Below are 14,636 nucleotides of genomic sequence, written 5' to 3'. Positions count from 1 at the left end.
CGGCTCCGTCGAAACGCAGCAACTGGAACACCTTCAATCACCAGAGATCCTGGCCTTCCTGCCGATCCGCCGCTGATAGGCACGACCTTTCGGTAACATCCTGCATGGTTGAACCCGCAGGTCGTGCCGTTCACGCGTTCACGATGGGATCAAGACGGCGCGCCCGCGTACCTTGCCTGCTTCCAAGTCATCCAGTGCCTCGATCGCCTGCTCGAACGGATACCGCTGAATGACGGGATTGATGCGCCGCTGCCGAGCGAGGTCGACGATCTGGCGCAGGTCGTCATACGTGCCGCTGTAGGGGCGGACCAGCGATGCTCCCCAAGGCAGGATCGTGGAGGACTGGGCGGTTTCGAAAGGCAGCACGCCGCAGCCGAGGCCGGGAACGCGTATCGCACCATAACGTGCGATCACGCTGCCCGAGAGGCGAAGCGTGGCATCGATGCCGACGAAATCGAGCACCACATCAGCGCCATAGCCTTCGGTGAACGCGACGATGCGGTCGGCCACCCCGTCGGCGTTCGACTTCAGGGCAAGGTCGACATGGTCGTGAACCGCGGACAGCGCCTCTTCGTTGACATCGAGCGCCACCACCCGCGCCGCGGAAAGCGCCCGCAGCATCTGGATGGCCAGGTGGCCGAGCCCGCCGAGCCCGATCACCACTGCGGTCGACCCGGGGCGCAGATGTTCCTCGACGGCGCGGATCGAGTGATAGGGCACAAGCGCCGCATCGGGCAGGATCGCGGCCACTGCCGGATCGATCCCGTCTGCCCGCACCAGCGCGGACGCCGGAACCGCGACATATTCCGCCATGCCGCCGGCAACCGTGACTCCCGGCGTCGGCGGCGGTTGCAGCCGACCGCCGGTCTGGCGACAGGCGTTCTGCCGCCCCGCTGCGCATTCACGGCAGGTGCCGCACGACCAGCATGGGTAGACGATGACGTCCTCGCCGGGCTGCCAGTCTCTCACCCCTTCGCCCACGCGCTCGATGCGCCCGGCGATCTCATGGCCGAGAACCAGGCCGGACGGATAAAGATCGCTGGTCTCGTGGCGGATGCTGACGTCGGTGTGGCAAACACCGGCCGCCGTCACGCGCAACAGCACTTCGTGCGACTGTATCTCGGGCACCGGCAGATCGGTGAGGACCAATTCCGTCGGGCGGACGAGTTGCACAGCTTTCATGATGGCTTCCTTCTGAAGGGTCGCTGTCGCTCGGTTATTGCGCGGTGTAGCCGCCATCGACGGCCTGGACCGTTCCGGTGATGAAGGAGGCATGGTCCGACAACAGGAACACTGCGGCGGCGGCAATTTCCTCCGGCGTGCCCAGCCGGCCGACGGGATGAAGGGCGACGATCGCGTCAAAGGCCTCCTGGCTGACGACGCTGCGCACCAACGGCGTATCGATGTACCCCGGAGCGATCGCGTTCACCCGGATGCCTTGATCCGCGTAGTCGAGCGCCGCAGATTTGGTGATGCCGATGATCGCGTGCTTGGAAGCGATATAGGCGGCGTTGTTGCGCTGGGCGACGATCCCAAGCGCGGAGGCCATGTTGACGATGGCGCCACCGCCCGACGCGATCATGGCGGGGATCTGGTACTTCATACAGCCGAAGATGCCGTCGAGATTGACCGCCTGGACACGCCGCCACATCTCCGGATCATAGTCGACGACGCCCTTGGAATCCCCGCCGATCCCCGCATTGTTGACCGCCACGTCCAGCCGGCCGAAGGTGTCGACCGTCCACGCCACCATCCGCTCGATCGCGTCGAAATCGCCCAGATCGATCACATACGCGCGAGCCTCCCCGCCGATCGCCTCGGCCACGGCTTCCGCGCCGTCGCGATTGAAGTCGGCGACAACCACTGCCGCGCCCGCCGCGGCAAGCCGACGTGCCGTCGCAGCACCGATGCCGGATGCCGCGCCGGTGACGATCGCGACCTTTCCTGCGAATTCTTTCTCCATGTTCTGTCCTTTCGATGGTGATCAGGGGCGAAATGCTCGGTGGCGTTGATGCAGGACGCCGCAGCGGAGGCAGGTAACGGCACGGGATTGCTCACCTCTGCCGGGCAAGGGATGCGTCGCGGCGGTTTCGTGGCAGCGGCTCCGCCGTCCCCCTTCCCCAGCTCGGTCGCGCCGGCCGTGAATGCCGCCTTCGCTTCTGAGACAAGGCCACCCCGGTCCTGCGCGGGCGTTGCGGTGGGCGGTAATGATCGGATCCTCGTCCTTCAGCCTGATCATCCTGCTTTCTCCGCTTTGTACCTCCTCAAAGCTTTGGGGAGGGTACCGCCGCGTGGTACGGTACAAGGTAGGAATTAATTGACGAGTCAACAATACGTGCCGGTCAGTGAACAGGACGAGTGGTCCACAGCGCTCACGTGGATGGTGCTGCCCGCGGGTCGCGCGTGGCAGCGCGCGGCCGGCGTCGCCCTCGCGCGCCTGGGAGTGTCCCTGTCGGCCGCGGCGCTGATTCTCGTCGTCTCGCGGCTGGGCGAAGGCGTCCGGCAGAAGGATGTGGCGGAGGAGTCCGCTATCGATGCTGCGGCCATCGCGCGCTCGGTAACGCAACTCGAACGCGACGGGCTCTTGCAGCGTCGCACCGATGCGACCGACGCCCGCGCCAGGACGCTTCACCTCACCGCTCAGGGGCACGCGCTCGCAGAACGGCTGGAAGAGGCTCTAGCCCAGTTGCGTCGCGACGTTCTGGGTGGGGTGAGCGAGCAGGACGGAGCTTGTGCGGTGCGCGTCCTGGCCGCGCTGGAGACGGCCTGTCTTGCCATCGTCGCGGGACAGGAATGATCTTTTCGCTCACCTCCCCTCGGGCAGGGAGATGTGAGCGGGGTTCATGCAGAACCTGCGCGCGCCGTGTGCCGATCCTGCGTCCGTGCCACAGCCCTGTCGCGGCGCGCCGGGGTCCGACCGCACCGCTTTTCATGGAAGCTTCGACGCGGCGGTCGTACGGTTCTTCTCCGACAGGCTGATCATTGGTCTGATTGATCCCGAGGAAGCTCGCCTCATGCATGACAATCGCGAAGACGCTTGTGCGCCCGTGCGTGTGCCGGCGAGCCTGTCCGCCGAGCTGGCCGGATATAAGTGGGCTCGAAACAATGTCGGGGAGGCTGGCGCCGCCGTGTATCGACTCCACGGCAAGCCGGGCGCGCCCGATCTGTACCTGAAGCATGGCACAGGCGCCCCCGGCGATGATGTGGAGGAGGAGGCGGCCAAGCTGTCGTGGATGGCCGGCCGCATCCCTGTTCCAGCCGTCGTGCATTTCGTCCGCACCCCCGGGGAGGCATGGCTGTTGATGACGGCATTGCCGGGGCAAACGGCGTACCAGCATCTCGAAAGCAGGCCTGCCGACCGTCCAGCGATTGTCGACGCATTGGTCGCTTTCCTACAGCGCCTCCATGCGCTCCCGGTGAGCGACTGCCCCTTCACCAGCGATCATGTCCACCGGCTCGCCCAAGCGCGGAGACGCATCGATGCCGGCCTGGTGGAGGAGGATGATTTCGACGAAGCCCGGGCCGGCTGGACGGCCGAGCAAATATGGTCCGCGATGCAGCGGCTGCTACCGCTCACGCCCGATCGGGTCGTCACGCATGGCGACTTTTCGCTCGACAACGTCCTGATGGTCGATGGCGAGGTGGTCGGCTGCATCGATACGGGTCGGGTCGGTACCGCGGACCGCTATCAGGACCTCGCCATTCTCTGGAACTGCCTCGGCGAATTCGGCGGGGAGCTTCAGGCCAGGCTCTTTGATCGATACGGCATCGCCGTTCCGGACGGACGCAAGCTTCAGTTCCACCTGATGCTGGACGAGCTGTTCTAAACCTGACAGTCGATTCGAAGCCCCAAGGTTTCGAAGACCGGTCACCGTTCTTGCCCGACCGGGCCGCGGCGGTGGTATCCCGTTTGCAGCTCCCATATGACGCAGCGGATCGCGTCGCTACAGACGGGGGCAATCAAGGCAGTTAGACCGAGCTATGGCCAGACGTTCAAAACAAGACCCCTATGATCATCTTCCGCAGCAAGACGACGCCCCGGCGGCGGCAGTGCCATGCTGGCTCTGCAGCCGGCCGACCGGCAAGACCATTGTCTGGCATCATCCCGTGCCCAAGAGCCGCGGTGGCCGCGATGTCGTGCCGATGCATCCGATCTGTCAGCAGACCTTGATCTCCAACTTCACCAATTCCGAATTGCAGCGGCATGGCATGGAGGTCACGGGCCTGCTCGATCACCCAAACGTGCGCAAGTTTGTGGATTGGGTGGCGAAAAAGGATCCGGACTTCACCGCGACGATCACGAAGAAGCAGCGCTGATTTTTTGTCTTTCGACTACCGTGAACGAACGCGAGGTCCTGGGAGCGGGTAATGCGACCTGACGTCTGAGCTTGAGTCACTCTAGCCTCTTCCCGCGGCTGACGAGTGGCGGCGTCCGCACGTCGAGCACTTGCATGCGAATGCGGAGAGCGGACAGAGGCGCAACATTGCTCGACGTAGATCGACCGCTCGCCACAGGTTGGCCATTCCGCCGTTAGGTCTGACGTACATCTCGTCCAGGTGTGACCGCCAGTGCATTCGGGCTGTCGGTGTCCTCAAGACTGATCGCAGTTAGTGGCGGTTCGGACCAGCCTGCGACTTTACGAGGCCGCCGATCGTGACCAGCGCCGGTCGCTTGCCCGCGCACTGAAGTCGGCCTGGCGAGGGAAGGTGACGGTCGCCACCAAGCCGCCGTCCGGGTGGTTTTCCAGGTGAATGTCAGCACCGTTGCGCCGGGCGAGGACGCGGGCGATGGTCAGGCCGAGCCCGGTTCCACCTGTGTCCCGGGAACGGGACTCCTCCAGCCGGACCATGGGTTCGAACACCGCTTCCAGCCGGTCCTCGGGTATGCCGATGCCATGGTCGCGCACTTCGATGACCAGGCCTCGAGGATCAATCCAGGTGGACAGATGTGCACTGCCCCCGTGTTTGATCGCATTGTCGACGAGGTTCTGGACGCAACGCCGCACCATCTGCGGGCGACATCGCACGTCCTTGCCCGCCCGGCGGTCGAATGTCGCAACATGCCCCATGTCGACTTCGTCCTCGACGATACTCGCAATCATGGAGTCGACGTCGAGCCGGACCGGCTCCTCCCGGTTGCCCGTGCTGCGGGCAAGCTCCAGCCCCTCGTCGACGATCCCGCGCATCGCCTGCCAATCGCTCAGGAGACGGTCGCGCAGTTCCTCGTCCTCGACCTGATCGAGCCGCAGCCGGAGCCGGGTCATCGGCGTCTGAAGGTCGTGGGTGATGGCGGCGATCATGTGCGTCTGCTCATGGAGATGCTGACCCAGCCTGTGCTGCATCGCGTTGAACGCGCGAGTGGCGGCCCGGACGTCGGCCGGTCCGCGTTCCGGCAGCTGCGGCGCATCGAGCTCTGGTCCCAGCTTGGCGGCAGCGGCAGAGAGCGCCCGGATCGGCCGCGCCGCCATGCGCGCTACCATCAGGGCCAATGCGGCCGCAGTCACGGCAAGCACGAACAAGAAGGCGGGGTCGAACGTCCGCGCCTTCAGCAGCAGCGGCGGCGGTCCTGTCAGGAAGCTCCATCGCGTGCCGTCGGAAAGCCGGGCCGTGATCGACCAGCAATCGGTCGCCTCAACCGTCGCGCGCCATAACTGCTCGCTGTCGTCGCCACCGCGCCGCCGCTCCCGCGGCGGGCCGCACAGGGTCACCGGCACGCTTGTGACCCAAATACCTAGCCCGCCGGGAAGGCGGCTGCGCAGCAGCGCCGCTACCTCACCATCCGGCTCACCCGGCACCGGCCCGGTCGTCTGGTGGAGAAACACCGTTCCCACGGACGCGAGGCGGCGACGTTCGTCGGGCGGCGTCGCATCGAGCCGGCGCAGGAAGTCGTCAAACCGTTCGGCCGTGCGCACGCTCTGGATGCGACGCAGGTCTGCGATCCGGCGCTGGTCTGCAAGGAACAGTCCAAGGATCGTGGAGACGGCGATCCCGACCAGCAGGATCGCGAAGATCCGTCCTGCCATGCTGTCGAGGAAGCGGGGTGGCCTCATTCGAGTTCGACCGGCGCGGCGAGCACATAGCCTTCGTTGCGGACGGTGCGGATCAGGTCGGATCCCGCCGCGCCGAGCTTTGCCCGCAGCCTGCTGACCTGCAGATCGATCGCGCGGTCGAGCGCGTCGTTCTGCTTGACGGCCCCAAGCGTCAGCAATTGCTCCCGCGACAGGACGCGATTCGCATGATCGATGAACAGCCGGAGTAGCCGAAACTCGGCTCCCGACAACATCGTGACCCGCCCCCCGGCGTCGATGAGCTGCCGATATTCGAAATCGAGCAGCCAACCTGCAAAGCGCGCGCGCTTGGCGTCGAGCGGGTCGAGGTTGGCAGGCAGAGCGGCAGTTCGGCGCAGCACGTTGCGGATGCGGGCAAGCAGTTCGCGCGGTTCGAAGGGTTTGGCGAGGTAATCGTCGGCGCCCATTTCCAGCCCCAGGATCCGATCGATCGGATCGCTGCGCGCAGTCAGCATGATGATCGGCAGGCGGGAAGTGACGCGCAGCTCGCGGCAGAGCGACAGCCCGTCCTCGCTTGGCAGGTTGAGGTCGAGGATGACGAGGTCGATCGCATGGCGGCCGAGTTCGCGGCGCATGGCGACGCCGTCGGGCGCCACGGTGACGGTGAAGCCGGCGCGGCCGAGCTGCGCTGCCAGCAGCGTGCGGATCTCGCGGTCATCGTCGACGACGAGGAGATGATCTGGGGTGGGTTCCACCCGCGCTTGATGCCCGCTTCGCAGCGCGCGGCAAAGGCGAATTGGTGTCCGTTCCTGTCACACGGCCTGCCCGACACATTGCGACACAACAAACATCCGGTTTGACAAGGACCGACACCTTTCCCGCCCGCAGCCTCGCTAGGGCCGATGCAACGCCCGCACCACTACGGACCGCCCATGACCGGACCTGAGCCTTCGACGACTACCTCCCACGAAACCGCAGCCGTCGTGCCGCGCCGCAGCTTTTCCCCGCGCGCGAGGCGGATCAGCTGGATCGTTGCGCTCGTCGTGCTCGCGATCGTGCTCGCGCTGGTACTCGCCCTGGCACGCGGCGGCAGCCAGAAGGGCGCGGCCGGCGGCCCGCCGGGGGGGCGTGGTCCCGGCGGACCGGGCGGGCCGGGCGGCCCCGGCGGTGGTGCGACGACGGTGGGCATCGCCGCTGCCGCAGCCCTGGACGTGCCGGTCACGATCGAGGCGCTGGGCACGGTCACGCCGGCGGCGACCGTCACGGTGCGGCCGCAGGTTTCCGGCACCATCACCCAGATCCTGTTCCGCGAAGGCCAGATGGTGAAGAAGGGCCAGGTGCTCGCGGTCATCGATGCGCGCGCCTATCAGGCCCAGCTGCTCCAGGCGCAGGGCGCGCTTCAGCGCGACCGGGCGCAGCTCGACGTCGCGCGGCTGACCCTCAAGCGCTACCAGACGCTGCTGGCGCAGGACTCGATCGCCCGACAGGACGTCGACACCCAGGCCGCGACGGTGCGCCAGCTGGAGGGCACCGCCAACGTCAACCGCGGCGCGGTCGAGGCGGCACGCGTCAACGTTGGCTTCACCAGGGTCGTGGCGCCCGTCACCGGCCGGGTCGGCCTGCGCGCGACCGACATCGGCAACTATGTCTCGGCCGGCGACACCACCGGCATCGTCACGGTGACCACGCTGTCGCCGATCGACGTGCAGTTCACCGTGCCGCAGGACCAGATCCCGACCGTCCAGCAGCGCATCGCACAAGGGGCGACGCTGCCCGCCGTCGCCAAGGACCGCACCCGCACCACCGTGCTCGATCGCGGCACATTCCTGACGCTCAACAACGAGGTGTCGACCAGCACCGGCACCGTCAACGCCAAGGCCCGATTCCCGAACAGCAACAACGCGCTCTACCCCAGCCAGTTCGTGAACGTGACGCTGCAGGTCGACACGCTCAAGGGCGCCGTCACCGTTCCCGCAGCCGGCGTGCGCCAGGGCACCAGCGGCAGCTATGTCTGGCTGCTCAAGGGCGACAACAGCGTGACCCAGCGCAAGGTCACCACTGGCCCGACCTACAGCGACCGGGTGGTGATCACCGGCGGCCTGTCGCTGGGCGAAAAGGTGGTGACCGAGGGCGGCGACCGGCTGACCGAGGGCGGCAAGGTACAGACCGCCCAGACCGCCGCGGCTGCCGCCAAGGCGGCGCCCGCCTCGCGCCAGCGCTGAGCCTGAACCGATGAGCCCGTCGCGCCCCTTCATCCTGCGCCCCGTCGCGACCGCGCTGTTCATGGTCGCGATCGTGCTGGGCGGACTGGTCGGCTTCCAGCTTCTGCCGTTGTCGGCGCTGCCGCAGGTCGATTATCCGACCATCCAGGTGACCACCCTCTATCCCGGGGCGAGCCCGGAGGTGATGAGCCAGACGGTTACCGCGCCGCTGGAGCGCCAGTTCGGCGAAATGGCGGGGCTTACCCGCATGTCGTCCAAGAGCTCGGCAGGCGCGTCGGTAGTCACGCTGCAGTTCAACCTGGACGAGAGCCTCGACGTCGCCGAGCAGGAGGTGCAGGCGGCGATCAACGCGGGCGACGCGCTGCTGCCCGCCGACCTCCCCGCGCCGCCGACCTATGCCAAGATCAACCCGGCCGACACGCCGGTGCTGACGCTTGCCATCACGTCGAAGACCATGCCGCTGACCGAGGTGCAGAACCTGGTCAACACGCGGCTGGCACAAAAAATCGCCCAGGTTTCCGGCGTCGGCCTCGTCACGCTGTCCGGCGGGCAGAAGCCGGCCGTGCGCATCCAGGCAGATACCCAGGCGCTGGCGAGCTACGGCATCAGCCTGGAAACGCTGCGCACCGCGATCGACAGCGCCAACGCCAACAGCGCCAAGGGCAGTTTCGACGGGCCGAGCCAGGCCTATCAGATCAACGCCAATGACCAGTTGCTGACGGTCGACGACTATTCCAACCTGATCGTCAGCTACCAGAACGATGCGCCCGTCCGGCTGAAGGACGTGGCGACCGTGGTCAACGGCGCCGAGAACAGCCGGCTGGGTGCCACCGCCGGCACCACGCCCGCGATCCTTCTCAACGTCCAGCGCCAGCCGGGCGCCAACGTCATCCAGACGGTGGCGGCGATCCAGGAACGACTGCCCGAGCTTCAGGCGGGGCTTCCCGCCGGCCTCGACGTGCAGGTGCTGAGCGACCGCACCACCAGCATCAAGTCTTCGATCGAGCATGTCGAGATGGAGCTGGTGCTGGCGGTGCTGTTCGTCGTGCTGGTGATCTTCTTCTTCCTGCACTCGATCCGCGCGACGGTGATCGCCGGGCTCGCCGTGCCGGTGTCGCTGATCGGCACCTGCGCGATCATGTACCTGCTCGGCTACAGCCTCAACAACCTGTCGCTGATGGCGCTCACGATCGCGACCGGGTTCGTCGTCGACGACGCGATCGTGATGATCGAGAACATCCAGCGCCACATCGAAAAGGGCATGGCGCCGTTCGAGGCGGCGCTGAAGGGCGCGGGCGAGATCGGCTTCACCATCGTCTCGCTCACCATCTCGCTGATCGCAGTGCTGATCCCGCTCCTGTTCATGGGCGATGTCGTGGGACGCCTGTTCCGCGAGTTCGCGATGACGCTGGCGATCACCATCCTGATCTCGGCCGTGGTGTCGCTCACCCTCACGCCCATGCTGTCCGCGCGCTGGCTGAAAGGCCATGGCGAGGAGAAGCCGACCCGGCTCGGCACCAAGGCGCGGCATCTGTTCGAGGGTATCGAGCGCCGCTACGAGCGCGCCCTGTCCGCCGTCCTGCGGCGCCAGACGCTGACGCTGATCGTCACCCTGGCGACGATCGCGGTCACGGTGCTGCTCTATCTCGTCATCCCCAAGGGGCTGTTCCCGACGCAAGCGACCGGCCAGCTGCAGGTCCGCACCGAGGCAACGGCCGCCGTCTCCTACGAGCGCATGGAGGCGCTCCAACTCGCCGCCGCCAAGGCGATCCTCGCCGATCCTGCGGTGGAGTCGCTCAGTTCCTTTGTCGGCGTGGACGGCGCCAACAATGCGGCGCTCAACAGCGGCCAGATGTCGGTCAACCTCAAGAGCGATGCCGGCAGCGAATCCACCGTCATGGACCGGCTGCGCGACCGCGTGGCCAAGGTCGCCGGCGTCCGCATGTACGTGCAGCCGGTGCAGGACCTGACGATCGACGCCGAAAGCGGCCCGACCCAGTATCGCCTGTCGGTCGAGGGATCGAACACCGAAGAGGTAAACCAGGCCGCGCAGAAGATCGTGGCGGCCCTGGGCGAGGTTGCCAAGGTCCGCAACGTCACCAGCGATGCCGGTCAGCAGGGTGCCGCCGCCTATGTCGACATCGATCGCGACACCGCGAGCAGGGTCGGCATCACCGCCTCCAACGTCGACGACGCGCTCTATTCGGCGTTCGGCCAACGCATCGTCTCGACCATCTTTACCGAGACCAACCAATATCGCGTGATCCTGGAGGCGAAGCCGGGGCTGCTCTCCAGCCCGCAGTCGCTGGGGCTGCTCCACCTCCAGACCGAGCAGGGCGGCGCGACCCCGCTCAACGCGGTGGCGACGATCCGCGAGGGCACCGCGCCGCTCACCGTCAGCCACGTCGCGCAATTTCCGGCGGCCACGATCGGCTTCGACACCGCCGACGGCGTGTCGCTCGGCACTGCCGTCGATGCGGTTCGTGCCAAGATCGCGACGCTGAACCTGCCCGCAGGCGTCACCACCAGCTTCCTGGGTTCGTCGGGCGCCTATGAATCGTCGCTCAACAACCAGCTGCTGCTGATCCTCGCCGCCCTGGTGTGCGTCTACATCGTGCTGGGCGTGCTCTACGAGAGTTTCATCCATCCGCTGACGATCATCTCGACGCTTCCGGCAGCGAGCGTGGGCGCGATCTTCTGCCTGTGGGTGACGGGCCACGACCTCGACGTGATCGGGATCATCGGCATCATCCTGCTGATCGGCATCGTGAAGAAGAACGCGATCATGATGATCGACTTCGCGATCGCGGCCGAGCGCGACGAGGGGTTGCCCCCGCGCGAGGCGATCTTCCAGGCGGCGGTGCTGCGGTTCCGCCCGATCCTGATGACCACGCTTGCCGCGCTGTTTGCGGCGGTGCCGCTGATGATCGGCCTCGGCTCGGGCGCGGAGCTGCGGCGGCCGCTCGGCATCGCGATCTTCGGCGGTCTGCTGGTCAGCCAGCTGCTGACGATCTTCACCACGCCGGTGGTCTATCTCGCCTTTGACCGGCTGAGCGCACGGCTCGGCCGCAGCCGCGCCAAGGTCGGGCCGGAGGCGGACGTCGCCAAGCCCCAGCAGGCGCCGGCGGAATGAACCTCTCGGCGCCCTTCATCCGCCGGCCTGCGGGCACGGTGCTGCTGACGCTGGGGCTGGCGCTGGTCGGCATCCTGGCCTTTTTCAAGCTGCCGGTCGCGCCGCTGCCGCAGGTCGACTTCCCGACCATCTCGGTCTCGGCAAGCCTGTCGGGCGCCAGCCCCGAGACCATGGCATCGTCGATCGCGACCCCGCTCGAACGGCGGCTTGGGGTGATCTCCGACGTCACCGAGATGACGTCGGAAAGCTCGACCGGCTCGACGCGGATCACCCTTCAGTTCGCGCTCGACCGTGACATCGACGGCGCCGCGCGCGAGGTGCAGGCTGCGATCAACGCCGCCCGCGCCGACCTGCCGGCGACGCTCAAGTCGAACCCCACCTACAACAAGCGCAACCCGGCCAACATGCCGGTGCTGATGCTGGCGCTCACCTCCGACACCAAGACGCCGGGCCAGATCTACGAGGCGGTGTCCAACGTCGTCACGCAGCGGCTGGCACAGGTCGAGGGTGTCGGCGAGGTCGAAATCGGCGGCGGATCGCTGCCGGCAGTCCGGATCGAAGCCAAGCCCTTCGCGCTCAACGCCATGGGGCTGAGCATGGAGGACGTGCGCGCTGCGATCGAGGCGGCCAACGCCAACCAGCCCAAGGGCACCATCGACGGTGGCGGCGGCAAGCGCTGGCAGGTCTATACCGATCGGATCGGGCGCGATGCGGCGGGCTATGGCCAGATCGTCGTCGCCTGGCGCAACAATGCGCCGGTGCGGTTGTCGGACGTGGCAACGGTCAGCAACAGCGTCTCCGACACGCGCACGCTGGGCCTGTTCAACGGCAAGCCCGCGGTGGTGGTGCTGATCACCCAGCAGCCCGGCGCCAACCTCATCAAGCTGGTCGACAGCATCCGCGCCGAGCTGCCCGCGCTTCAGGCGCAGTTGCCCGCCGACGTGCATCTGGAAATCGCCAACGACCGCACCAGCTCGATCCGCTCCTCGCTGGAGGAGATCGAGATCACGCTTGTCCTGTCGGTGATCCTGGTCGTGCTGGTGGTCGCCGCCTTTCTGCGCGACGCGCGGGCGACCTTCATCCCTGCCGCCGCCACGATCGTCTCGCTGCTCGGCACCTTCGCGGTGATGTGGCTGCTCGGGTACAGCCTCAACAACCTGTCGTTGATGGCGATCATCGTCGCAACCGGCTTCGTCGTCGACGACGCGATCGTGGTGCTGGAGAACACCGCCCGCCACCTGGAAGCGGGCATGGGCCGGATGGAGGCGGCGTTGCTCGGCGCGCGCGAGGTCGGCTTCACCGTGCTGTCGATCAGCGTGTCGCTGGTTGCGGTGTTCATCCCGCTGCTGTTCATGGGCGGACAGGTCGGCCGGCTGTTCCAGGAATTTGCGATCACCCTGTCGGTGGCGGTGCTGATCAGCCTGGTGCTGTCGCTTACCGCCACGCCGATGATGTGCGCGTGGCTGCTGTCGGACCGCAACTTCTCCAAGCAGCAGGGCCGCATCGGACGTGCGTTCGAGCGCGGCTTCGACCGTATCCAGCGCGGCTATGCCGCAGCGCTCGACTGGGCGCTCGCGCTCAAGCCGCTGGTGATGCTCGTTCTCGGGCTGGTGATCGCGCTCACCGTCTACCTCTATGTCGTCGTGCCCAAGGGCTATTTCCCCGAGCAGGACAGCCCGATGCTGATGGCCGGCGTACGGGCGGACGAAAGCGTGTCCTTCACCGCCATGCAGAAGAAGCTGCGGCAGGTGATCGACATCATTCACGCCGATCCCGCCGTGCAGACCGCGATCGGCTTTACCGGCGGTGCGCGCGCAGGCGGCGCCTTCATGGCGGTGAGCCTCAAGCCCAAGTCGGAGCGCAAGGAAGCCGGAAGCGTAGTGATCGCGCGATTGAAGCAGAAGCTCGCGCCGGTCACCGGCATTTCGGTGTTCCTGCGCCCGTCGCAGGATCTGATGGCAGGCGGACGCTCGTCCAACTCGAGCTACCAGTACACGCTGATTTCCGACAATGGGGCGACGCTGAACCAATGGGCGACCAAGCTCGGCGAGGCGATGAAGCAGCGCCCCGAGCTCACCAGCATCGACAGCGACCAGTCGCAGAACGGCGTCGAGACCTATGTCACCATCGACCGCGACAGCGCGCAGCGGCTGGGGATCAGCGCGCGCGACGTTGACAACGCGCTCTACAACGCCTTCGGCCAGCGCCAGGTCGCGACCATCTACGAGGACATCAACCAATATGGCGTGATCCTCGAATGGGACCAGAGCCACGCCCAGGGGCCGAATGCGCTCAAGGACGTCTATGTCCCCGCCGGGGCCGCCGCCAGCGCGAGCGCGAGCGACACCACCAGCGCCTCGACCAGCGGCGGCACCCTGTCCTCGGGCGCCACCTCTCAGGCGAGCAACGCGCAGGCGAACACGGCCGACAGCAGCGACAATGGCGTGACCAATCCTGGGCTCCGCGATCCGTCGACCGGATCGGCGCTCAGCACTTCGGCGACCGCGATGGTGCCGCTGGAGGGCATCGCCCGGTTCGCGCAGAGCGCCACCGCCTCCTCGATCAGCCACGAGAATGGCGAGCTGGCGACCACCATCTCGTTCGATCTCGCGTCGGGCTATTCGCTCAGCGACGCACAGGCCGCGATCAAGGCTGCCGAAGACTCCATCTCCATGCCGTCGAGCGTGCGCGGCAGCTTCGCCGGCACCGCCCAAAGCTATTCGGAGCAGCTGGGCCAGCAGCCCTATCTGATCCTCGCCGCGCTGGTGGTGATCTACATCGTGCTGGGCATGCTCTACGAGAGCCTGATCCACCCGATCACGGTGCTCTCGACGCTACCTGCCGCCGGCGTCGGCGCGGTGCTGGCGCTGCTGCTGTTCGGCATGGAATTCTCGATCATCGCGCTGATCGGCGTTTTCCTGCTGCTCGGCATCGTCAAGAAGAACGCCATCCTGATCATCGACTTCGCGCTGCATGCGCAGCGCGATCGCGGCCTGTCGGCCGAGGAGGCGGTACGCGAGGCGAGCCTCTTGCGCTTCCGCCCGATCCTGATGACCACGCTTGCCGCAGCACTCGGCGTGGTGCCGCTGGCGATCGGCATCGGCGAGGGATCGGAGCTGCGCCAGCCGCTCGGCATCACCATCATCGGCGGCCTGATCCTCAGCCAGCTGCTGACGCTGATCACCACGCCGGTGGTCTATATCTACCTCGACAAGCTGACCCGCCGCCGCCGTGACCGGCGCGCGCCCGCCTCGGCCGTCCAGCCCGCATGAG

At 66.8% G+C, this 14,636-nt stretch carries 10 protein-coding genes; 6 read left to right on the top strand and 4 right to left on the bottom strand.

All coding sequences use genetic code 11. The annotated features are described in order from the left end of the window. Window positions 1–138: 138 nt before the first annotated feature. Both LK533_RS07820 and LK533_RS07815 read right to left on the bottom strand, forming a co-directional pair. On the bottom strand, window positions 139–1,182 hold the full coding sequence (locus tag LK533_RS07820; protein ID WP_229362234.1) for an alcohol dehydrogenase catalytic domain-containing protein: 1,044 nt from the start codon (window positions 1,180–1,182) through the stop codon (window positions 139–141). A gap of 34 nt (window positions 1,183–1,216) precedes the next feature. After that, window positions 1,217–1,963, bottom strand: a complete 747-nt coding sequence (locus LK533_RS07815; RefSeq protein WP_229362233.1) for an SDR family NAD(P)-dependent oxidoreductase — start codon at window positions 1,961–1,963, stop codon at window positions 1,217–1,219. Window positions 1,964–2,317: 354 nt separating this feature from the next. Between LK533_RS07815 and LK533_RS07810 the strand changes: the two genes are divergently transcribed. The 3 genes from LK533_RS07810 to LK533_RS07800 all read left to right on the top strand — a co-directional run bounded on the left by LK533_RS07810 (window position 2,318) and on the right by LK533_RS07800 (window position 4,317). Further along, window positions 2,318–2,797: a MarR family winged helix-turn-helix transcriptional regulator gene (locus tag LK533_RS07810; protein ID WP_229362232.1), complete on the top strand. Its 480-nt coding sequence runs from the start codon at window positions 2,318–2,320 to the stop codon at window positions 2,795–2,797. 217 nt (window positions 2,798–3,014) lie between these two features. Next, entirely contained in the window at window positions 3,015–3,827 is an 813-nt protein-coding gene (locus LK533_RS07805; RefSeq protein WP_229362481.1) for an APH(3')-I family aminoglycoside O-phosphotransferase, read from the top strand. 154 nt (window positions 3,828–3,981) lie between these two features. Continuing rightward, window positions 3,982–4,317, top strand: a complete 336-nt coding sequence (locus tag LK533_RS07800) for a hypothetical protein (protein ID WP_229362231.1) — start codon at window positions 3,982–3,984, stop codon at window positions 4,315–4,317. Between the two features lie 320 nt (window positions 4,318–4,637). Here the strand turns inward: LK533_RS07800 and LK533_RS07795 are convergent, their stop codons facing one another. Together LK533_RS07795 and LK533_RS07790 are read right to left on the bottom strand one after the other, a co-directional pair. Then, window positions 4,638–6,050, bottom strand: a complete 1,413-nt coding sequence (locus LK533_RS07795; protein WP_229362230.1) for an ATP-binding protein — start codon at window positions 6,048–6,050, stop codon at window positions 4,638–4,640. Beyond that, entirely contained in the window at window positions 6,047–6,763 is a 717-nt protein-coding gene (locus LK533_RS07790) for a response regulator (RefSeq protein WP_229362229.1), read from the bottom strand. Before LK533_RS07790 ends, LK533_RS07795 begins: the two co-directional genes overlap by 4 nt. Window positions 6,764–6,940: 177 nt before the next feature. Between LK533_RS07790 and LK533_RS07785 the strand changes: the two genes are divergently transcribed. Genes LK533_RS07785 through LK533_RS07775 form a run of 3 tightly spaced genes read left to right on the top strand, consistent with a single transcriptional unit; the run spans window position 6,941 to window position 14,635 of the window. Further along, entirely contained in the window at window positions 6,941–8,230 is a 1,290-nt protein-coding gene (locus tag LK533_RS07785; protein WP_229362228.1) for an efflux RND transporter periplasmic adaptor subunit, read from the top strand. Between the two features lie 10 nt (window positions 8,231–8,240). After that, window positions 8,241–11,363, top strand: coding sequence for an efflux RND transporter permease subunit (locus tag LK533_RS07780; RefSeq protein WP_229362227.1), 3,123 nt, complete (start codon window positions 8,241–8,243; stop codon window positions 11,361–11,363). Further along, window positions 11,360–14,635, top strand: a complete 3,276-nt coding sequence (locus LK533_RS07775; protein ID WP_229362226.1) for an efflux RND transporter permease subunit — start codon at window positions 11,360–11,362, stop codon at window positions 14,633–14,635. Before LK533_RS07780 ends, LK533_RS07775 begins: the two co-directional genes overlap by 4 nt. Window position 14,636 lies beyond the last annotated feature (1 nt).

The organism is Sphingomonas sp. PL-96 (assembly GCF_020707215.1).
GTDB lineage: Bacteria > Pseudomonadota > Alphaproteobacteria > Sphingomonadales > Sphingomonadaceae > Sphingomonas.
This window is presented reverse-complemented; position numbering and strand designations above follow the sequence as displayed.